We start from the raw sequence: 20,918 nt of genomic DNA, 5'->3' as shown, positions 1-20,918 counted from the left end.
ACACTGTTCTCGATCATGTGGGAGGCGGTGTGGACGATCGCCCGGATGAGTTCGGCGGTGCCGGCCGGCTCGGGCGCGCCGTGCTCGGCGAGGGCCCACGGAAGACCGCCTCCTCGCTCCGGTGATCAAGAGATTCGCGTCAGCCTGCCCCGCGGATCGTGACGCAAACCTCTTGATCACCGGGGCGGAGCGGGGCGGGTCGGGCGGGGTGGGTGAGCTTCCTTAGCGATCGTTCAGGCTTCGTTCTACACTCGGGGTTCGGTCGAGGACTCGAGGAGGAGCCCCGCGGATGAACGCCGACGAGATCGCCGCCGGACGGGCACGCTGGCAGGCCCGGTACGACGCCGCGCGCAAGCGGGACGCGGACTTCACCACCCTGTCCGGCACCACCGTGCAACCGGTGTACGGGCCGCCCGAGGGCACCGCCTACCCCGGGTTCGAACGGATCGGCTGGCCGGGCGAGTTCCCGTACACCCGGGGGTTGCACCCGACCGGCTACCGGGGTCGGGCCTGGACGATCCGGCAGTTCGCCGGGTTCGGCAACGCCCAGCAGACCAACGAGCGGTACAAGATGATCCTCGGCGCGGGCGGCGGTGGGCTCTCCGTCGCCTTCGACATGCCGACCCTGATGGGGCGCGACTCCGACGACCCGCAGGCGCTGGGCGAGGTCGGGCACTGCGGGGTCGCGGTGGACTCCGCCGCCGACATGGAGGTGCTCTTCGACGGCATCGACCTGGCCGGCGTCACCACCTCGATGACGATCTCCGGCCCGGCGGTGCCGGTGTTCTGCATGTACCTGGTCGCCGCCGAGCGGCAGGGCATCGACCTGTCCCGGCTCGACGGCACGTTGCAGACCGACATCTTCAAGGAGTACATCGCGCAGAAGGAGTGGCTGTTCGACCCCGAGCCGCACCTGCGCCTGATCGGCGACCTGATGGAGTACTGCGCCGCCGAGATCCCGCGCTACAAGCCGCTGTCGGTCTCCGGCTACCACATCCGCGAGGCCGGCTCCACCGCCGCGCAGGAGCTGGCGTACACCCTGGCCGACGGGTTCGGCTACGTCGAGCTGGGGCTCTCGCGCGGGCTGGACGTCAACGTCTTCGCCCCCGGGCTGAGCTTCTTCTTCGACGCGCACCTGGACTTCTTCGAGGAGATCGCCAAGTTCCGGGCCGCCCGCCGGATCTGGGCCCGCTGGCTGCGCGACGTCTACGGCGCGACCAGTGAGAAGGCCCTCTGGCTGCGGTTCCACACCCAGACCGCCGGGGTGTCGCTGACCGCGCAGCAGCCTGTCAACAACGTGGTACGCACCGCCGTGGAGGCCCTGGCGGCGGTGCTGGGCGGCACCAACTCGCTGCACACCAACGCCCTGGACGAGACCCTCGCCCTGCCCACCGACGAATCCGCCGAGATCGCCCTGCGCACCCAGCAGGTGCTGATGGAGGAGATCGGGGTGACCAACGTGGCCGACCCGCTCGGCGGCTCCTGGTACGTCGAGGCGCTCACCGACGCCATCGAGGCCGAGGCGGAGGCGATCTTCGCCCGGATCCGGCAGCTCGGCGGCGACGGCCCGCACCGGATCGGCCCGATGACCTCCGGCATCCTGCGCGGCATCGAGGACGGCTGGTTCACCGGCCACATCGCCGAGTCGGCCTTCACCTACCAGCAGGCCCTCGAAAAGGGCGACAAGAAGATCGTCGGAGTCAACTGCCACACCGGCACGACCGCCAAGGAGCTGGAGATCCTGCGCATCTCGCACGAGGTGGAGCTGGAGCAGCGCCGGGTCCTCGCCGAGCGCAAGGCCGCCCGCGACGACGCCGCGGTGACGGCGGCGGTGACCCGCATGGTCGAGGTCAGCCGCACCGGCGGCAACATGATCCCGCCCATGCTCGACGCCGTCCGCGCCGAAGCCACCCTCGGCGAGATCTGCGACGCCCTGCGCGCCGAATGGGGCACCTACCGCGAACCCGCCCGCTTCTGATCCGCACCCGCCGACCGGGCGGAGAAGGGGAGGTGAGAGTGGCAACTGTGGGCGTTGCGGCTGAGCCGACAACGGTGGGGATCGTGCGAGACTAGGTAACCATGAGCGACCCACGGATCACCTCGTCGATCTTCACCCGCGGCGCGGTCGACCTCAGCGCGCTGCGCGGCACCGCCCCGGCCAGTTCCCGTCCCGCCACACCGAGCCAGACCGGCGCACCCACCGGCGCACCGGGCGGTCCCGCCACAGCAGGCGGCGCCGCCGTGCTCGACGTGACCGAGGCGAACATCCAGTCCGGGGTGCTCGAACGGTCGATGACCACCCCCGTGGTGGTCTTCTTCGGCGCGGCCGGCTATCCGGACAGCGACCAGTTCGCCCCGGTGCTGGAGCGGCTGGCGGCCGAGGGGGCCGGCCAGTGGGTCCTGGCCCGGGTCGACGTCCAGGAGAACCCGCGGATCGCGCAGATGTTCCAGATCCAGGCGATCCCCACCGTCTATGCGGTGGTCGGCGGGCGGCCGATCGACGCCTTCCCCGGGGTGATCCCCGAGCCGCAGCTGCGGCAGTGGCTCGCCGCCGTGCTCAAGGCCGGTGGCGTCGCCGTCGCCGAACCGGAGGACCCGCGCCTCGACGAGGCCGACGACGCGTTGATGAGCGGCGACCTCGACGCCGCCGAGCAGGCGTACCGCAAGATCCTCGCCGAATCCCCGGCGGACGCCGCCGCCGAGGCCGGCCTGGCCCAGGTCGGGGTGGCCCGGCGGGTCGCCGGCGCCGACCCGCAGGCCGCTCTCGCCGCCGCGCAGGCCAACCCCGACGACGTCGAGGCCCAGCTCCTCGCCGCCGACATCGAGGTGCTCAGCGGGATGGCCGAGCAGGCGTACGAACGACTGGTCGGGCTGGTCCGGCGGACCGCCGGTGACGACCGGGACCGGGCCCGCCAACACCTCGTCTCGCTGTTCAGCATCGCCGGCCCGGACGACCCCGCCGTGGCCTCCGCCCGTCGCGCCCTGGCCAGCGCCCTGTTCTGATCCCCTGACACCCCGCGCGGGCCGGCCACCCGGCCGGCCCGCCGACCATCGAGGACGGGAGCCCGTGATGCGCCGAATCGCCGTCCTCGACGCGCCGACCAACCTGGGCCTGCGCCCACCCACCTCCACCTCCGTCCCCGGCTGCGGCAAGGCCCCCGGGGCGCTACGGGACCACGATCTGCTCGCCCGGCTCGGGGCCCGCGACGCCGGCTGCCTCACCGCCCCCCGGTACGACCCGGGCGACTGGCGGCCCGGCGACGGGGTCTGCCACGCCCGGGAGATTTCCGGGTACTCGACGGCGCTGGCCGACCGGATCGGCGCGATCATCGACCGGGGCGAGTTCCCGCTGGTCCTCGGCGGGGACTGCTCGGTGCTGCTCGGCTCGGCGCTGGCCATGCACCGGCTCGGCGAGGCGGTCGGCGGGCGGATCGGGCTCGTCTTCGTCGACGGCCACTCCGACTTCCGGCACCCCGGCAACGCCTCCTACGTCGGTGCGGCGGCCGGCGAGGACCTCGCCCTGGTGACCGGGCGCGGGCAGGCCGACCTGGCCGCCATCGAGGGACGTCGACCGTACTTCCGGGACATCGACGTGGTGGTGCTCGGCATCCGGGCGCAGGACGAGTACCGGCTCGACCTCCAGGCCGCCGGGATCATCACCCGGCCGGTGCCGGCCCTGCGCGCCGAGGGGGCCGCCCGCAGCGCACAGTGGGCGCACGAGCAGCTCGCCGACTGCGCCGGCTACTGGGTGCACATCGACGTGGACGTGCTCGACCCGGCGGTGATGCCGGCCGTGGACGCCCCCGACCCGGGCGGGATCGCCTTCGCCGAGCTGGAGATCCTGCTCGCCGGGCTGGTGGACACCCCGCACTGCCTCGGCGTCGAGCTGACCGTCTTCGACCCCGACTACGACCCGGACGGCGCGTACGCCGCCGAGATCGTCAACACGGTCGTCGCCGGGCTGGCCCCGGTCGTCGCCCCGGACGCCGTCGCGCCCCGACTGCTGCCATCCCCGCCGCAATCCACCGACTCCGGATCGTCCACGTTCGGGCGGTCCGTCCCCGGGCCGCCTGCTTCCCGGCGGTCCGTCCCTGGATCGTCAGACTCCGGGTCGTCCGTCTCCGGGACCGCGTCTGGGCCGTCCGGTTATGGGACCCGCGCTTCCGGGCCGGCTGACGCACCCGGCCGCGCCGAGGAGCCGGTCTCCTGAGCACGACCCCCTCAACGGGGTCGATATTGCGGTGTCCCCGCACATGATCAACTCAGTTGGGTCGGTGTTGCGCTATCCGCTCGCCGGGATACCGCAACATCGGCCCAACTGAGCACCTGGACCGGGGCGTGGGGCGGGGAGGTGTCAGCGGAGGGCGCGGAGGAAGCGTTCGGCGATCGGGACGGCGCTGGCCGTACTCGATCCGCCCTGCTCGACGAAGACGGCGAACGCGACGTCGCCCCGCCACCCGACGAACCAGGCGTGGGTGTGCGCCGGGTCGTCGTCGTACTCGGCAGTGCCGGTCTTGCCGTACACCGGGCCACCCGGCACGTCGGCCAGCGCCTTGGCGGTGCCGGCGGTGACCACCTCGCGCATCATCGTCTTCAGCGCCGCAACCGACTCGGCCCGCAGCGGCGGGCCGGCCGCGGCGGGCGCGGCGGGGGCCGGGTCGAGCACCAGTTTCGGCTGCTCGAAACGCCCCCGGGCGACGGCTGCGGTCACCCCCGCCATGGCCAGCGGGCTGACCACGGTGGTGCCCTGACCGATCGCGGCGGCGGCCTGCTCGGTCGGCCCGCCGCCGGTGGAGACCTTGCCGGTGAAGACGTCGGCGCCGAGGTCCCACGAGCCCTCCAAGCCGAGGGTACGACCGGTGGCGGCCAGCCCGTCCGGACCGAGCTGCGGGGCCAGCGCCACGAACGCGGTGTTGCAGGACTTGGCGAAGTCGGTACGGAACGGCACCTTGCCCAGCACGAAGTCGTCGGAGTTCTTGAACGGGCGGCCGTCCACCACGCGGGTCTTCGGGCAGTCGACGGTGGTCTGCGGGGTCACCGCGCCCTTGTCCAGCAGGGCCAGGGCGCTGACCGTCTTGAACGTGGAGCCCGGTGGCACCTGGGCGGTGAACGCCAGGTTCTCCCCGGCCGCCCCGGGGCCGTTGGCGGCGGCGAGCACCGTGCCGTCGCTGACCCGTACCGCCACCAGGGCGGAGCGTCGCTTCTCGCCCCGCAACGCGCCGTCGGCGGCGTTCTGGGTGGCCACGTCGAGGCTGGTGCGGACCGGCTGGCCGGGGCCCGGTTCCTGCCGGAACGCCTCGGTGACGACGGTGCTGCCGCCCTCGGGCGCAGGCCGGCGGATCTCCACGGTGGTGCCGGGAGCACCGCGCAGCCGCTCGTCGTAGCGGCCCTGGAGGCCGCCGTGGCCGACCAGGTCGCCCTTGGCGTACCGGTCGGGGTGGGCGGCGAGGTCGTCGGCCTGCGCCGGGTCGACCGTGCCGAGCAGGGCACGGGCGAACTCCCGGGTCGGTGCCAGGTCGAGCTTCTCGGACCGGAACTTCGTCCCCGGCAGGTCGTAGATCCGGGAACGGATCTGCCGGTACGCCTCGTCCCGCAACGTCACCACCTCGACGAACGCGTCCGGGTCGGCGTCGCGGAGCCGCTGCGGCAGGTCGGCGAGGTCGACCGGGGGGCTGATCGGCGGCCGGACCGCCCGGAACGCCGCGTCGAGCCGCCCCACCAGCGCCGCGACGTCCGGGATCTCGCCGGGTTGCAGTCCGATCCGGACCACCGGCCGGGGCGTCACGATCGGCTGTCCCGCACCGTCCAGCAGCCCGGCCCGGGGTGCGGCGGTCCGCCGCAGCGTCAACCGGTCGCCCTTGGTCAGTTGCTCGTGCAGCACCTGCGGTTCCCAGATCACCTGCCACTTGTCGTCGCCGGAGTTCTGCCGCAACCGCAGCGGCCGCTGGTAGGCCCAGGCCGCCCCGCCCGGCAGCGTCCACCGGATGTCGACGGTGGTGGTGGCGAGGTTCTTGGTGACCTCGGCCTCCCCGACGCGCCGCAGGGCGGGTGGGGTGGCGGCGAGGTCGCCGGAAAGGGCCTTGATCTCCTCGACGACGGTGCCGGCGGGCACTCTCGCCCCGGTCGGGTCGACGAAGCCCACGGTGTCCAGTTTGCCGGAACGCCAGCCGGCGAGGAACGCGTCCGCGCTGCCCGTCAGCCCGTCGTCGGCGGAGCAGCCGACGAGGGCGCCGGCCGCCAGCACGGTGGCGGTCAGGGCCGCGAGCCCCCGTCGCAGGGGCGTGCCGGGGCGGCGGTAGGGGTACGACAGGGGCATGGAGCTGCACCTTCCGGACGGCGGGCTGCCCTGCACGCTAGTACGCCGTCGCCGCCCGTACCGCCCCGTGCGGTCGCCGGGGCCGTCCGGCCAGGCCGTACGTCGGCGTTGCCCGGTCGCCGCGACGGGCGCCGGCCGGGGTCGGTCGGGCCCGGCGGGCCGCCCGAAGTGGTGGACCCGAAGGTGTGATGAACATCCCGAGGCGGGGTACTCGACACCCGGCCGATCGTGCATCTGCCACGGATGCCAGGCCAGAGTCCCGAACCGGACGTCCCACCGGTGGTCCACCGGCCGAGGCACGAAGCGGCAGGGCCTATGGTGGGGCGGCAGAGTGACCCACAACGCGGTGGGTCGTCGAGGGGAGTGGCACCGATGGACCGGCGTCCGGCGATCAAACCGGTACCCGACCTCCGGCAGAGCGACACCGGCCGGGACGACAGCTTCGATTCGGCGACCGACGGGGACAGCCCGCCGATCGACGGGGACGGCTACGGCCGACTCGACAGCGGCGTGACCGGGATGACCGGTTCGAGCATCGACACCCTCTACGACCTGGGCCTTCCGGTGGAGGCGCTCGGTGAGGACGTGGAGGACGCCGAACTCGACGAGCCGGTGCCCAACGCGGAGCGCCTGGTGGCGCAGGCGGTGGCGCTGGCCGGTGACGACCACGACGCGGCGACCCTGGTGGGCCGGTTCTGGCGGTTCGCGCCGGACGAGGAGCTGATCGGGTTCACCGCCGAGGAGATGCTCGACGCGGCGCGGGCGCACCGGGACCTGGCCCAGCAGCGGGTGCCGGGCGAGCTGAAGTTGCGCATCCTGCCCCCCGACGCCGACCAGCACCACACCGTCGTCGAGATCGTCACCGACGACATGCCGTTCCTGGTCGACTCGGTGACCGCGCTGCTCAACGCCCACCACCTCGACGTACACCTGCTGGTGCACCCGCTGGTGGTGGTCCGGCGGGAGCCGCTGGGCCGGCTGACCGAGGTCTCCGCCGACGTGGAGCCGGACGACGCGATCGCCGGTGACCTGGTGGAGAGCTGGATGCGGATCGAGATCGATCCGGTCCGCGACGCCGACCAGCGGGACCAGTTGCGCCGCGAGTTGCAGCGGGTGCTCACCGACGTGCGGGAGGCCGTCGAGGACTGGCCGAAGATGCGCCAGCGGGCCCTGGCGCTCGCCGACGAGTTGGCCTCGGCCCGGACGGCGGACGACCGCCCGCCGGTGCCGGAGAAGGACATCACCGACTCGGTGGAGCTGCTGCGGTGGCTCGCCCACGACCACTTCACCTTCCTCGGCTACCGGGAGTACCGGCTGGTCGACTCCGGGGGCCAGGGTGGCCCGGCGTTGGAGGCGGTGCTCGGCACCGGGCTGGGCATCCTGCGGTCGGATTCGCCTGAGGCGCGGGCGCTGTCGTCGATGACGCCCGAGGCGCACGAGAAGGTGATGGAGAAGCGGCTGCTGATCATCACCAAGGCGAACTCGCGGGCCACCGTGCACCGCTCGGCCTACCTGGACTACATCGGCTTCAAGATCTTCGACTCGACCGGTGCGGTGGTCGGCGAACGGCGGTTCCTCGGCCTGTTCTCCACCGCGGCGTACCGGACCAGCGTGCGGGAGCTGCCGGTGGTCCGCCGCAAGGTGGCCGAGGTGCTGGACCGCTCCGGGTTGAGCCAGCGCAGCCACTCCGGCAAGGACCTGCTCCAGATCCTGGAGACCTATCCGCGCGACGAGCTGTTCCAGATCAAGACCGACGACCTGTACCACGCGGTGACCGGCGTACTGCGGATGGCCGGCCGGCGGCAGCTGCGGGTGTTCCTGCGCCGCGACGCGTACGGGCGGTTCATCTCGTGCCTGATCTACCTGCCCCGGGACCGGTTCACCACCCAGAACCGGCTGCGCATGCAGGACATCCTGCTGCGGGAGCTGAACGGGGTCGGGGTGGACTACACCACCCGGGTCACCGAGTCGATGCTGGCCCGGGTGCACTTCATCGTCCGGACCGACCCGAACAACCCGCCCGGTGACATCGACGCCGACCTGCTCGCCGAGGAGTTGGCCGACGCCACCCGGCTCTGGGACGACGACTACCGGCTGGTGCTGGAACGCAAGCTCGGCGACGAACAGTCCAAGCGCCTGTTCACCAGGTACGCCGACGCGTTCCCGGAGGGCTACAAGGACACCCACACGCCGTACGAGGCGATGAAGGACCTCGCCAAGCTGGAGCTGCTGGAGGAACCCGGCCAGCTGGAGATGCACCTGTTCCGCAAGCAGTGGGCGCCCCGGGCCGGGCAGCCGGCCGACGAGGCGATGGACGTCCGGTTCAAGGTCTACCGCTACGGCGAGCCGATGATGCTCTCCGCCGTGCTGCCGGTGCTGCACTCGCTGGGCGTCCGGGTGGTCGACGAGCACCCGTACGAGGTGGACCGGATCGACGGACGGGTCTTCCTGTACGACTTCGGGCTGCGCCTGCCGGAGGGCCACCAGGAGCTGGCCGAGGTGCGCCCGCACGTGGAGAACGCGTTCGCCGCCGCCTGGCGGGGCGAGGCCGAGGTGGACGGCTTCAACGAGCTGGTCCTGCGCGGCGGCCTCACCTGGCGGCAGGTGGTGGTGCTGCGGGCGTACGCGAAGTACCTGCGGCAGACCGGGGCGGTCTTCTCCCAGGAGTACATGGAGCAGACCTTCATCGCGTACCCGCGGATCGCGGCGCTGCTGGTGGAACTGTTCGAGGCGCGGTTCGCCCCGGACGGGCGCGAGGCGGAGCAGCGCCGGGAACGCAGCGGCGAACTGGTCGACGCGATCGGTGTCGCCCTGGACGACGTGGCCAGCCTCGACCAGGACCGCATCCTGCGCGCCTACCTGACGCTGATCCAGGCCACCCTGCGGACCAGCTTCTACCAGAAGCGCGCCGACGGGCGGCCCAAGCCGTACGTGGCGTTCAAGCTGGACCCGCAGGCCATCCCGGACCTGCCGGCGCCCCGGCCCAAGTTCGAGATCTTCGTGTACTCGCCCCGGTTCGAGGGCGTGCACCTGCGCTACGGGCCGGTGGCCCGGGGCGGACTGCGCTGGTCCGACCGGCGGGAGGACTTCCGCACCGAGGTGCTCGGCCTGGTCAAGGCGCAGATGGTGAAGAACGCCGTGATCGTGCCGGTCGGCGCCAAGGGCGGCTTCGTGCTCAAGCAGAAGCCGGGGGACCGGGACGAGGCCGTCGCCTGCTACCAGGAGTTCGTGGGCGCGATGCTCGACGTCACCGACAACATCGTCTCCGGTGACATCGTGCCGCCGGTGGACGTGGTGCGGCACGACCCCGACGACCCGTACCTGGTGGTGGCGGCGGACAAGGGCACCGCCACGTTCTCCGACATCGCCAACCAGATCTCGGCGGCGCACGGCTTCTGGCTGGGCGACGCGTTCGCCTCCGGCGGGTCCGCCGGCTACGACCACAAGAAGATGGGCATCACCGCCCGGGGCGCCTGGGAGTCGGTCAAGCGGCACTTCCGCGAGCTGGGCCACGACACCCAGACGGCCGACTTCACCGTGGTCGGCGTCGGTGACATGTCTGGCGACGTGTTCGGCAACGGGATGCTGCTCTCCGAACACATCCGGTTGGTGGCCGCGTTCGACCACCGGCACATCTTCCTCGACCCGGACCCGGACGCCGCCACCTCCTTCCGGGAACGTCAGCGGCTGTTCGGGCTGCCCCGGTCGTCCTGGGAGGACTACGACCCGAAGCTGATCTCCGAAGGCGGCGGGATCTTCCCGCGCGGGGCCAAGTCGATCCCGATCACCCCGCAGGTGCGGGCGGCCATCGGCCTGGCCGACGACGTCACCCAGCTCAGCCCGCCGGAGCTGATGAAGGCGATCCTCACCGCGCCGGTGGACCTGTTCTGGAACGGCGGCATCGGCACCTACGTGAAGGCGTCCAGCCAGACCAACGCCGAGGTGGGCGACAAGTCCAACGACGCGATCCGGGTGGACGGCAGGAACCTGCGCTGCCGGGTCGTCGGCGAGGGCGGCAACCTGGGCTGCACCCAGCTCGGCCGGATCGAGTACGCGTCTACCGGCGGCCGGATCTACACCGACTTCATCGACAACGCGGCCGGGGTGGACTGCTCCGACCACGAGGTGAACATCAAGATCCTGCTGAACACGGCGGTCGCCGACGGCGCGCTGGACGTGCCGGCCCGCGACGAACTGCTCGCCCAGATGACCGACGAGGTCGCCGAGCTGGTGCTGCGGGACAACTACGACCAGGCGCGGGCGATCAACAACTCGCAGGCCCAGGCCGCCTCGCTGCTGCCGGTGCACCGTCGGATGATCAGCGAACTGGAGCGGGCCGGCCAGCTCGACCGGGCGCTGGAGGCGCTGCCCCCGGACGAGGAGCTGGCGGTACGCACCGAGTCCGGGCTCACCGCGCCGGAGTTCGCGGTGCTGCTCGCGTACGTCAAGATCGTGCTGGAGCGGGAGATCCTGGCCGAGGGCCTCGCGGACGAGGAGTGGACGACCGACGTCCTGGTCAACTACTTCCCGACGCCGATGCGCGAGCGGTTCGCCGACCGGATGGCCCGGCACCGGCTGCGCCGGGACATCGTCACCACGGTCCTGGTCAACGAGGCGATCAACCGGGGCGGCATCTCGTTCGTCTTCCGGGTCGTCGAGGAGACGGCCGCGTCGGCGGCCGACGTGATCCGGGCGTACGTGGTGGTCCGGGAGGTCTTCGGGCTGCGCGAGCTGTGGGACGCGGTCGAGGCGCTGGACAACCAGGTCCCGCCGGAGTTGCAGACCAGCGTCTACCTGGACACCCGCCGGCTGCTCGACCGGGCCGTCCGGTGGCTGGTGACCAACCGGCGGTCCCCGATCGACGTGCCGGCCGAGATCGAGCGGCTCCGCGACGGGGTGGCCCGGCTGCTGCCCGACCTGCAGGACCGGTTCCACGGCAGCGAGCGGGAGTCGTTGCAGGAGCACATCGACGCGATGACCGCCCGGGGGCTGCCGGCCGAGCTGGCCGGGCGGGCGACCCGGCTGATGTACAGCTTCGGTCTGCTGGACGTGGTGGAGACGGCGCGGACCAGTGGCCGCGACGTCGGCGAGGTGGCCTCGGTCTACTTCGTGCTCTCCGACCGGTTCCGGGTCGACTCGCTGCTGTCGAAGATCTCCCTGCTGCCGCGCGAGGACCGCTGGCAGACGCTGGCCCGGATGGCGCTGCGCTACGACCTGTACGCCGCGCTGGCCGCGCTGACCGGGGAGGTGCTCGAATCCACCCCGGGCGACCTGCCGCCGCAGGAGCGGGTGCTGCAGTGGGAGCAGTCGAACGCCACCTCGATCCACCGGGCGCACCGGGCGATGGGGGAGTTCGACGAGTCGCGGGCGGATCTCGCCTCGCTCTCGGTGCTGCTGCGGCAGATCCGTACCCTGGTGCGGACGTCCGCCGCCGCCTGACCGTACGCCGACCGCGCCCGTGGCGGGACTTCCGCCACGGGCGCGGTCGTGCGGTGACCGGACCGGCTCAGGACGTCAGCGTGGCGAAGACGATCACGTTGTCCTGGTAGCTGCCGGCGGCCTGGTCGAACTGGCCGCCGCAGGTCACCACCCGCAGTCCGGGACGGTCGTTCGGGCCGTACACCAGGTCGGTGGGGAACTGCGTCTTCGGGTAGGATCGCACCTCGTCGACGGTGAACGTGGCGGTGCTGCCGTCGGCCCGCGCCACCGCGACGGTGTCGCCCGGCAGGAGCGAGCCGAGCTGGAAGAAGACCGCCGGCCCGAGCTGCGCCGAGTCGACGTGCCCGACGATCACCGCGTTGCCGGTCTCGCCGGGGCTGACGCCCGGCTCGTACCAGCCGGCCTGTTGGGCCTGGTCCAGCGGGGGCACCTGGACCGTGCCGTCCGGGTTGGTGCCCAGCGGCATGATCCCCGCGTTGACCCCGATCCTGGGGATCACGATCGAGGTGGGGGCGGAGCGGGGCAGCGGGTCGGGGCCCGGCGGCACGCTCGCGTCGGCGGGGACCTGCGCGTCCGGGTCGTCGACCGGCCCGGTGTCCCCGGCCGGGGTGTCCGTGGGGGCGGTCTGCGGCGCGGCCTGGGCCGCCGGCTGCGGCGGACGGGGCGGGGGCGTGGTCCGGATGGAGGCGCCGATCATGCCGGAGCCGGCCATGGCGAGGAGGACGACGACGGCCGCGCCGGCGGCGCGCCACGGTCTCCCGTGACGGCCGCCGGCCCGTGTCGCCGTCGGGTCAGCCGAGCTCATCGGCCCGACGCCGGCGCATCAGCACGATGCCGCCGAGGGCGGCCGCGCCGATCATGCCGGCCCCGCCGGCGACCATGCCCCGGTCGGCACCGGTGGTGGTCATCCCACCGTCACCGCCGTCGACGTGGCCCTTCGGCAGGACGACCAGTTCGCCCTCGCCGCACGAGCCGTTCAGCTCGTACCGGCCCGGACGGGCGTCCCGGGACACCTCGGCCTCGCCGTAGTAGACGAAGTCCTTCTTGTGCTCCCAGCCGCCCTCGTCCTTGCCGTAACCGGACTCCTCGTCGTGGCCGTAGCCGGACTCGTCGTCCTGGCCGTAGCCCTCGTGGCCCTGCCAGTCGCCCTCGTCGGACTCCTCGTCCCAGCCGGGCTTGCCGTGCTCGCCGGACTCCTCGCCGGGCTTGCCGTGTTCCTCGCCCTTGCCTTCGTCGGGCTTGCCGTGCTCGTCGCCCTTGCCTTCCTCGGGCTTGCCGTGTTCCTCGCCCTTGCCTTCCTCGGGCTTGCCGTGTTCCTCGCCCTTGCCCTCGTCAGGCTTGCCGTGCTCGTCGCCCTTGCCCTCGTCGGGCTTGCCGCCGTGGTCCGGGCCCTGGTCGGCGGCCATGAAGCCACCGCCCTGGCCGCCCGCCGGGGGCTGACCGCCGTCCGCCGGGGGCTGTCCACCCTCGGCCGGGGGCTGCGGCTTGGGGCCGTTGTCGTCGGGACCCTTGCCGTGGTCCTCGCCCTTGCCCTCCTCGGGCTTGCCGTGCTCGTCGCCCTTGCCCTCTTCGCCCTTGCCGTGGTCCTCGCCCCTGCCCTCGTCGTCCTTCCAGCCGCCGTGTTCCTCGCCGCGGCCCTCGGCGGGCTTGAGTTTGACCTTGCCGGTGACCTTGGACCAGACGAAGGCGTGTTCCTGCGCCTCCGGGCAGATCTCGATGAGCTTGACCTTGTCGCCGGGCTTGACGACATGCGGCTTGGCGATGACCTTGCCGTCCCGGCTCTCGCCGTCGTGGTGACCGTCCGCGAACGCGATCCCCGGCGTGAACACCAGAAGGGACGCGCCACCGAGAGCGGCACCCGCGACAACCTTCCCGAGCATCTTGTTAGCCATGACCTGCGTCACTCCATCCCCTGTTGTCCTGAGCCCGACGACAGTCGAGCTATGACCGACGTTAGACGGTTTCATGACTTATTCGGGGAAAGATTCGTGTTTTCGGCTTTACCGATGATGCGCGCCTTACGCCCCCTGGGCCGCTTGTGTCGGTGTTACCACCCGGCTGCGCGGTCGGGGCGCTGCCGGCCGGGCTGGGCGGAGATAGGCTCGTAGCGGCCCGGATGCCGGTCCGGGCGTTGCGGCCAGGTTGCCGCGAAGTATCGAGCCATTGCCATGGAAGCGCTCCCATGCAAGAATCGCTGCACGCGGTTCGGGGAGCCACACCGCGCACGGCAGAGGTCGAGGGCAACCGGTGCACCGGACGACATCGCCGCCGACCGGTCCGTGCGGGCCGGTGAAGCTCACCACCACCACGCCCGTCCTCCGGGTCGGGCACCCCCCGAGATGTCCCGTTGGCGCCGGGCTCGTCCGTACCCCAGGACGCTCACGCGCCACTTGCCGGTCCCCTCGTGGTGCCGGTCTCGCCCAAGGAGTGCAAAAGGCATGAATCTGTGGAGAAGTCTGTCCGCCCGACGCCGGGCGTTCGCCCTCACCGGGGCGAGCGTGCTGGTCGCGGGCGGGCTGGTGACCCTCCCGGTCACCGCGGCGCAGGCCGCCACCCAGTGCAGCATCGACTACACCACCAACGACTGGTCCGGTGGCTTCACCGCGAACGTCACCATCCGCAACGTGGGTGACCCGATCAGCAACTGGACCCTCGGCTTCACCTTCCCCAACAGCAGCCAGCGGGTGACCCAGGGCTGGTCGGCCAAGTGGTCCCAGAGCGGCCAGAACGTGACCGCCACCAACGAGTCCTACAACGGCTCGCTGGGTCGCGGCGGCAGCACCACCCTCGGCTTCAACGGCTCGTGGAGCGGCAGCAACCCCAAGCCGACCTCGTTCACCCTGAACGGTGTGGTCTGCAACGGTGGCACCACGCCCACCACCCCGCCGCCCACCACGCCTCCGCCGACCACCCCGCCGCCCACCACGCCTCCGCCCACCACCCCGCCGCCCACCACGCCTCCGCCCACCACGCCCCCGCCGGGGCAGAAGGTGGACAACCCCTACGCCGGGGTCAAGGGCTACGTGAACCCGGAGTGGAAGGCCAAGGCGGACGCCGAGGCCGGTGGCAGCCGGGTCTCCAACAACCCGACCGCCGTGTGGCTGGACCGGATCGCCGCGATCAACGGCACCACCGACAGCAGCTCCAACGGCGCGATGGGCGTCAAGGACCACCTGGACGCCGCGCTCGCCCAGGGCGCCGGCTACATCCAGTTCGTGATCTACAACCTGCCCGGCCGGGACTGCTCCGCGCTCGCCTCCAACGGTGAGCTGGCCGCCGACGAGCTGCCGCGGTACAAGGCGGAGTACATCGACCCGATCGCCGCGATCCAGCGGGACGCCAAGTACGCCAGCCTGCGGATCATCAACATCATCGAGATCGACTCGCTGCCGAACCTGGTCACCAACACCTCCGGCAACGCCGGTGGCACGGTGCAGTGTGACGTGGTGAAGGCCAACGGCGCGTACGTCAACGGCGTCGGCTACGCCCTGTCCAAGCTGGGCCCGATCGGCAACGTCTACAACTACATCGACGCCGGTCACCACGGCTGGCTGGGCTGGGACACCAACTTCGGCCCGACCGCCGACATCCTGAAGACCGCCGCCGTCGCCTCCGGCAGCAACGTGAACTACGTGCACGGCTTCATCACCAACACGGCGAACTACTCCGCCCTGAAGGAGCCGTACATCAAGATCACCGACTCGGTGAACGGCCAGACCGTCCGCCAGTCCAAGTGGATCGACTGGAACTACTACGTCGACGAGCTGTCGTTCGCCCAGGCGTTCCGCGACAAGCTGGTCTCGGTCGGCTTCAACAGCAACATCGGCATGCTGATCGACACCTCCCGTAACGGTTGGGGCGGCACCGCCCGGCCCACCGGCCCGGGCGCGACGACCAGCGTCGACACCTACGTCAACGGTGGCCGTGTCGACCGTCGGCTCCACGCCGGCAACTGGTGCAACCAGGCCGGTGCGGGTCTCGGCGAGCGGCCGAAGGCCAACCCCGAGCCGGGCATCGACGCCTACGTCTGGGTGAAGCCCCCGGGTGAGTCCGACGGCTCCAGCTCCCTCATCCCGAACAACGAGGGCAAGGGCTTCGACCGGATGTGCGACCCGACCTACACCGGTAACGCCCGCAACGGCAACAGCATGAGCGGCGCGCTGCCCAACGCTCCGATCTCCGGCGCCTGGTTCTCCGCGCAGTTCCAGGAGCTCATGAAGAACGCCTACCCGGCGCTCTGACGAACCAGCCCGCCGCGGCTGGAGTGAGGCACTGACGCGGCGGGCGCACCCGGGCCCCCGGTCCGACCGAGAGGTCGGGCCGGGGGCCCACCCGTGTCCGCCGGACGGACCGGGTCCGCCCGGCCGGGGCTCAGGGGACGGTACGTTCCACCGCGGCCCGACCCATCTCGGCCAGGTCACGCCGGGCCCGCTCCAGGTTCTCCGGGGTCAGGTCCTGCCCGCGCGCCATGACCAGGTCCTCCGGTTCCCAGGGCTGCTCCGCCCCGGTACGGATGTTGTCCCCACCGGCCCCGGTGCCGGTACCGGTGGCTCCGGTCCCGGCGGCGTACGGGTCACCGATCAGCTCCTCGGTCGTACCACCGGGCTGGTCACCCGGCGCGACGAACGCCGGGTCGGCGGGACCGGCGCCGCCCCGGGAGAACCGCGGCACGGTGGAGTCGTCGTCCACCGCGGCGGCCACCTCCGGGCGCTCCTCCAGCGGTCGGTTCGGGTCACGGTCGGTCATGGTGCCGCCCTCCTGTCCCAGACGCTTCCCGCGTCCCGGGTACCCCCTCCGGGCGACCCCATGCCGGGCGGATCAAACCTCCCGGGCCTCCTCGGCGCTGGGCGGCACCACCGGGCGCAGCCACTGCCAGGCCAGCATGAACAGCCCGAAGGCCAGCATCGCCAGCCCGGCCCAGAGGTTGATCCGGACGCCCTGCGCCTTGTCGATCTCGGCAGCCGAGTCGAAGAGACCGACCAGGCCGACGATCACCCCGTACACCACGAAGAGACCACCGATGACCCGGCGGATGTCGAACAGCCGGGCGGCGGCGGACCGCTTGCGTTCGTTCTCGGTCTCGGCGACCTGCGGGTCGTTCGCGCGTTCGCTGTGCTGGTCCACGCCTGCGCCTCCCTCTCGTGACGGACCGGGCTCAGAAGACCGGGATGTAGAAGAGCACGGCCAGCACCAGCGCGATCGCACCGAGCAGCACCGGCGACCGCCACCAGACCTGGTCCCCGGCGAGCACGTCGCCCTTCAGGTCGACCCCACCCATCCCGTAGACCAGACCCTGCAACTCCTCGGCCCGCTTGGGGCGGGTCAGCGGGGTGACCACCGCCGCGACCACGGCGACCGTGACGAAGGCGATGCCCGCGCCCCAGAAGCTCTCCTCCAGGTCGGAGTTGAAGTGCACCACGCCGGCCTTGTAGAGCAGGTAGGTCGCCAGCGCGGCCAGGGTGCCCGCCAGCAGCGACCAGAAACCGGCGAGCGCGCTCATCCGCTTCCAGAACATGCCGATGATGAAGGTGGCGAACAGCGGGGCGTTGAATAGGGAGAACAGCGCCTGGATGTAGTTCATGATGTTGCTGAACCCGGCGGCGATGAACGCGGTGCCGATGCCCACCACGACCCCGCCCACGGTGGCGATCCGCCCGATCCGGATGTAGTACTCGTCGGACCGTTCCTTGCGGACGTACGCCTGCCAGATGTCGTAGGTGAAGACGGTGTTGAAGCCGCTGACGTTGGCCGCCATGCCGGCCATGAACGAGGCGACCAGGCCGGTGACCGCGATCCCGAGCACCCCGTTGGGCAGCAGGTCGCGCATCAGCAGCGGAATCGCGTTGTTGTAGACCAGGTCACCGGACTCGGCCCCCAGCCCCTTGACGGTGACCAGCGCGATCAGGCCCGGGATCACGGTCACCACCGGGATGACCAGCTTCGGGTACGCGGCGATGATCGGCGTACGCCGGGCGGCGCTCATGTTCTTGGCCGACAGGGCCCGCTGCACCTCGGCGAAGTTGGTGGTCCAGTAGCCGAAGGAGAGCACGAAACCGAGCCCGAACACGATGCCCAGCCAGTGCGCGCCGAGCGGGTTCGCGGTGCTGCCGGTGCCCTCCCAGGCGTGCAGCCCGGCCTCGCCCAGCTTCGTGTCGCGCACCGAGTCCATCAGGCCGGACCAGCCGCCCACCTTGACCAGGCCGATGACGGTGATCGGCACCAGCCCGGCGATGATGACGAAGAACTGGAGCACCTCGTTGTAGATCGCGCCGGAGAGCCCGCCGACGGTGATGTAGGCCAGCACGATCGCCGCGCCGACGACGATCGCCAGCCAGAGCGGCCAGCCGAGCAGCGCCTGCATGATCAGCGCCAGCGCGTACAGGTTGACCCCGGCGATCAGCACCTGGGCGATCGCGAAGCTGATCGCGTTCAGCAGGTGGGTCGGGCGGTTGAACCGCAGCCGCAGGTACTCCGGGACGCTGCGCACCCGGGAGCCGTAGTAGAACGGCATCATCACGATGCCCAGGAAGATCATCGCCGGGACGGCGCCGATCCAGTAGTAGTGGACGGTCATGATGCCGTACTGCGCGCCGTTGGCGGCCATCCCGATGATCTCCAGGGCGCCCAGGTTGGCCGAGACGAAGGCCAGGCCGGTCACCCAGGCGGGCAGCGAACGCCCGGAGAGGAAGAAGTCGACGCTGGTGCGGATCGCCCGGCGGGCGGCGAAACCGACCCCGAGCACGGTGACGAAGTAGAGCGCGAGGATTCCGTAGTCCAGCACGTTCATGTTCAGTCTGAGCCCGGCACCGTCCATCGTCCGCCACCCTTCGATGCGCCGTCCACGCTCGCCGGGCGCGCTATTACCCCTCCTGCGGGCTTTCATGCCGGACGTCCGGGTCGATTCGGCGGGCGGAGGGTCGACGCCCCGGCCGGGAGTGTCCCGGCCGGGGCGTCGATGGAGGTGGAGCACCGGCGCTGGGCCGTCCGGTGCGGTGCCGGAGCCGTCCGCCCGGCGGTTCGGTGAAGGTTCAGCGGCCCAGCACGCGGTCCAGGAAGTCGCGGTACCGCCGGACGGCCACCCGGAGCTGTTCGGTGTCGGCCTCGTCGGCACCCTGCCAGCCGCCCAGCTTCTCCTTCTGCGCGGCGAGCGCCTCGGAGAGCGCCGCGATCGCCTCCTCGACGAGCGACTGCGCCTCGCCGGCCGCACCCCGGGGGTCGTCGACGAACCGGAGCTGCACGTCGCGCCACCGGTCCCGGAAGCCCTGCGCGGCGTCCGCCTCGAACAGGGTCGCGGCGTCGCTGGGCACGTTCGCGCCCGTCGACCGGTCGGCGGCACCGGCCACCGCAGCGGCGGCACCGGCCGCGCCGACGCCGGCCGCCGTCGACCCGTCACCGTCGGGCGTCGCGTCCGGGTCGACCATCGCCGGGGTGGCGCTGCCGTAGCCGGCGGCGTCGGTCACCGGTGCCGGCCGGTCGGTGTCCCGGTCCGGACCGGTGGCGTTGACGTCCCCGGTGTCGATGTCGTCGTCGGCGGCGCGGTCGGCCGACCAGCGGTCCCGGTCGTGGATGCGGTCCGCCGCGGTCGGGTCGGCCCGCTCGTCGTCGAAGGGCCCGGTCCGCCCCGGCGCCCCGTCACCGGGCACGGCGAGGTCCTCGTCCCGGGCGTCCCGCTCGTCCTGCGGTCGTCCGCCGGCCAGCGCCGACGCGGCCACCGCGTCGCCCACACTGGTCGCCCCGAAGGCGGTGGGCAGCGGCGCGGGCTCGTGGAACTCCGGCCGCCGGTCCCCGTCCGGGTCGCTACCGGCCGGCGTCTCCCGGTCGGTCGCCAGGTCGGCGTCCTCACCGGAGCGCGGGCGGGTGAGGGGCAACCCGTCGTCGTTCCGCGGGCCGTGGTAGCCGTCGTGGTTGTCGAAGCCGTCCCGGTCGTCGAAGCCGTCACCGTCGGTGCCGTCGTCGTCGTGGTCGACGGCGTCCCGGTCGTCGACGCCGTCGCGGTCCCGGTGGTCGCGGGCCGTGGCGTGCCGGCCGACGGGGTCGGCGTCCACCGCGTCCGGCGGCGGCACCGCCACCGGGGTGGACCTGACGACCTCGGGGTGGTCGGTGGTCGACTGCTGCTCGTCCTGGCGCATGGCGGTGTTCTCCTCAGCGGGTGGTGGCGTCCTGCGGGCTGTCCGGGTGCTGCTGCTCCGGGAGGCGGTGCCCGACCGGCTCCTCGCCGAGCAGGTCGGCGACGAGAGTGCGGTAGTGGACGACGGCCTGCCGGAGATCCTCGGTGCCGGCCTCGCCACGCTCGTTGCGCAGCCGGATCTCGTGCGCCTCCCGGTAGTGGGTCAGGGTGCGGGCGTGCTCCACCGACAGGTGCGCGGCCTGCTCGGCGAACTCCCCGGTCGGGTAGCCCCGGTCGGCGATCAGGCGGCTGACCAGCTCGTCGGCGTCACCGACGGCCTCGGCCGGCGAGTCGACGAAGCGGACCTGGAGTTCCTCCCAGGCGGCGGCGTACCGGGCCCGGTCGGTCGGGCTGAGCGGGGTGAGCGTCAACTCCGCGTGGCGGCGCTCCCGCTCGCGCAGTTCCCGTTCGGCGGCACCGCGGCTGTCCTGCTCCGCGACCACCCGGTCGTACTCGGGGCCGAACCGGGACCGCAGGGCGCGTCGGCGGGTGGCCACCACGGCCACGGCGACCAGCGCCGCCACCACCAGTACGGCGAGAACCAGTAGGACTATCTGCGTGGGCGACATGGCTCCTCCTTCGCCCTGCGGTATTCCCTCCCCACACTGATCACCAATCCCGATCCGGCGAAATTCCTCCGCACATGCCGATCCTGACCGGGACGAAGCGGCCACGGCGTGCGTCCGGGCCCGATCGGGTGGAAATCCGATCACATTTTTCCATCGGTTCCCGCCGGCCGGCGGGGAGTCGGTGCGGGTGCCCGCCGGCCGGAGCCGATGCCTGATCAACCCGGTTACGGCCTGGTCGGATCCCGGTCGGCCAGGGACGGCCCGGCGGGCGGTGGGGCGGCGACGCAGCGGTGACGCCGCAAGACGCACGGTAGTGCTGAGCGTCAGGATTACGTATCCTGCCCAAGGTGCCGTGCCGGTGCCCGGCATCGATGCCGGAACCGCCCGGTCGGTGCCGGCGCCACCGCCGACACTCCCGCCCGGGCGA

13 protein-coding genes are annotated in these 20,918 nt (G+C 72.0%); 5 read left to right on the top strand and 8 right to left on the bottom strand.

The features are described 5' to 3' along the window. Positions 1 to 289: 289 nt before the first annotated feature. The 3 genes from icmA to JQX11_RS29130 all read left to right on the top strand — a co-directional run bounded on the left by icmA (position 290) and on the right by JQX11_RS29130 (position 4,210). Positions 290 to 1,978, top strand: a complete 1,689-nt coding sequence (gene icmA / locus JQX11_RS29140) for a coenzyme B12-dependent isobutyryl-CoA mutase large subunit (RefSeq protein ID WP_204928123.1) — start codon at positions 290 to 292, stop codon at positions 1,976 to 1,978. Positions 1,979 to 2,079: 101 nt separating this feature from the next. Further along, a complete protein-coding gene (locus tag JQX11_RS29135) occupies positions 2,080 to 3,003 on the top strand; it encodes a tetratricopeptide repeat protein (RefSeq protein ID WP_204928122.1) in 924 nt (307 codons plus the stop codon). 64 nt (positions 3,004 to 3,067) lie between these two features. Continuing rightward, the gene (locus tag JQX11_RS29130) at positions 3,068 to 4,210 is read left to right on the top strand and encodes an arginase family protein (protein ID WP_204928121.1); all 1,143 of its coding nucleotides are present in this window, start codon (positions 3,068 to 3,070) and stop codon (positions 4,208 to 4,210) included. Positions 4,211 to 4,354: 144 nt separating this feature from the next. On the opposite strand, the gene JQX11_RS29125 is transcribed toward JQX11_RS29130, so the two are convergent. Next, on the bottom strand, positions 4,355 to 6,316 hold the full coding sequence (locus JQX11_RS29125; protein ID WP_204928120.1) for a penicillin-binding transpeptidase domain-containing protein: 1,962 nt from the start codon (positions 6,314 to 6,316) through the stop codon (positions 4,355 to 4,357). 372 nt (positions 6,317 to 6,688) lie between these two features. On the opposite strand from JQX11_RS29125, the gene JQX11_RS29120 reads away from it, so the two are divergent. Continuing rightward, a complete protein-coding gene (locus tag JQX11_RS29120) occupies positions 6,689 to 11,755 on the top strand; it encodes an NAD-glutamate dehydrogenase (RefSeq protein WP_204928119.1) in 5,067 nt (1,688 codons plus the stop codon). Positions 11,756 to 11,822: 67 nt separating this feature from the next. On the opposite strand, the gene JQX11_RS29115 is transcribed toward JQX11_RS29120, so the two are convergent. After that, positions 11,823 to 12,560, bottom strand: a complete 738-nt coding sequence (locus JQX11_RS29115; RefSeq protein ID WP_204928118.1) for a class F sortase — start codon at positions 12,558 to 12,560, stop codon at positions 11,823 to 11,825. Then, the gene (locus JQX11_RS29110; protein WP_204928117.1) at positions 12,547 to 13,647 is read right to left on the bottom strand and encodes a hypothetical protein; all 1,101 of its coding nucleotides are present in this window, start codon (positions 13,645 to 13,647) and stop codon (positions 12,547 to 12,549) included. The genes JQX11_RS29115 and JQX11_RS29110 overlap by 14 nt, the downstream gene beginning before the upstream one ends. Positions 13,648 to 14,193: 546 nt before the next feature. Here JQX11_RS29110 and JQX11_RS29105 point away from each other — a divergent pair. Then, positions 14,194 to 15,996: a glycoside hydrolase family 6 protein gene (locus tag JQX11_RS29105; protein ID WP_204928116.1), complete on the top strand. Its 1,803-nt coding sequence runs from the start codon at positions 14,194 to 14,196 to the stop codon at positions 15,994 to 15,996. A gap of 130 nt (positions 15,997 to 16,126) precedes the next feature. Here JQX11_RS29105 and JQX11_RS29100 read toward each other — a convergent pair whose 3' ends face one another. From JQX11_RS29100 to JQX11_RS29080, 5 genes are all read right to left on the bottom strand, one after another. Then, on the bottom strand, positions 16,127 to 16,501 hold the full coding sequence (locus JQX11_RS29100) for a hypothetical protein (RefSeq protein ID WP_204928115.1): 375 nt from the start codon (positions 16,499 to 16,501) through the stop codon (positions 16,127 to 16,129). A gap of 72 nt (positions 16,502 to 16,573) precedes the next feature. Beyond that, a complete protein-coding gene (locus tag JQX11_RS29095; RefSeq protein WP_145921429.1) occupies positions 16,574 to 16,879 on the bottom strand; it encodes a hypothetical protein in 306 nt (101 codons plus the stop codon). A gap of 31 nt (positions 16,880 to 16,910) precedes the next feature. Beyond that, a complete protein-coding gene (locus JQX11_RS29090) occupies positions 16,911 to 18,569 on the bottom strand; it encodes a sodium:solute symporter family protein (RefSeq protein WP_204928114.1) in 1,659 nt (552 codons plus the stop codon). 214 nt (positions 18,570 to 18,783) lie between these two features. After that, positions 18,784 to 19,884: a hypothetical protein gene (locus JQX11_RS33655; protein ID WP_204928113.1), complete on the bottom strand. Its 1,101-nt coding sequence runs from the start codon at positions 19,882 to 19,884 to the stop codon at positions 18,784 to 18,786. A 13-nt stretch (positions 19,885 to 19,897) separates the two neighbouring features. Then, positions 19,898 to 20,491 (bottom strand): hypothetical protein, encoded by a 594-nt coding sequence (locus tag JQX11_RS29080; protein ID WP_204928112.1) that lies wholly within the window; start codon positions 20,489 to 20,491, stop codon positions 19,898 to 19,900. Between the last annotated feature and the right edge of the window lie 427 nt (positions 20,492 to 20,918).

Source organism: Micromonospora humida (assembly GCF_016901255.1).
Lineage (GTDB): Bacteria > Actinomycetota > Actinomycetes > Mycobacteriales > Micromonosporaceae > Micromonospora > Micromonospora wenchangensis.
This window is presented reverse-complemented; position numbering and strand designations above follow the sequence as displayed.

Bases quoted from the DNA above. Each gene is read 5' to 3' on its own strand.
- JQX11_RS29080 (WP_204928112.1), bottom strand. From the start codon at position 20,491: ATGTCGCCCACGCAGATAGTCCTACTGGTTCTCGCCGTACTGGTGGTG.
- JQX11_RS29110 (WP_204928117.1), bottom strand. From the start codon at position 13,647: ATGGCTAACAAGATGCTCGGGAAGGTTGTCGCGGGTGCCGCTCTCGGT.
- JQX11_RS29135 (WP_204928122.1), top strand. From the start codon at position 2,080: ATGAGCGACCCACGGATCACCTCGTCGATCTTCACCCGCGGCGCGGTC.
- icmA (WP_204928123.1), top strand. From the start codon at position 290: ATGAACGCCGACGAGATCGCCGCCGGACGGGCACGCTGGCAGGCCCGG.
- JQX11_RS29125 (WP_204928120.1), bottom strand. From the start codon at position 6,316: ATGCCCCTGTCGTACCCCTACCGCCGCCCCGGCACGCCCCTGCGACGG.
- JQX11_RS29120 (WP_204928119.1), top strand. From the start codon at position 6,689: ATGGACCGGCGTCCGGCGATCAAACCGGTACCCGACCTCCGGCAGAGC.
- JQX11_RS29100 (WP_204928115.1), bottom strand. From the start codon at position 16,501: ATGACCGACCGTGACCCGAACCGACCGCTGGAGGAGCGCCCGGAGGTG.
- JQX11_RS29090 (WP_204928114.1), bottom strand. From the start codon at position 18,569: ATGGACGGTGCCGGGCTCAGACTGAACATGAACGTGCTGGACTACGGA.
- JQX11_RS29105 (WP_204928116.1), top strand. From the start codon at position 14,194: ATGAATCTGTGGAGAAGTCTGTCCGCCCGACGCCGGGCGTTCGCCCTC.
- JQX11_RS33655 (WP_204928113.1), bottom strand. From the start codon at position 19,884: ATGCGCCAGGACGAGCAGCAGTCGACCACCGACCACCCCGAGGTCGTC.
- JQX11_RS29115 (WP_204928118.1), bottom strand. From the start codon at position 12,560: ATGAGCTCGGCTGACCCGACGGCGACACGGGCCGGCGGCCGTCACGGG.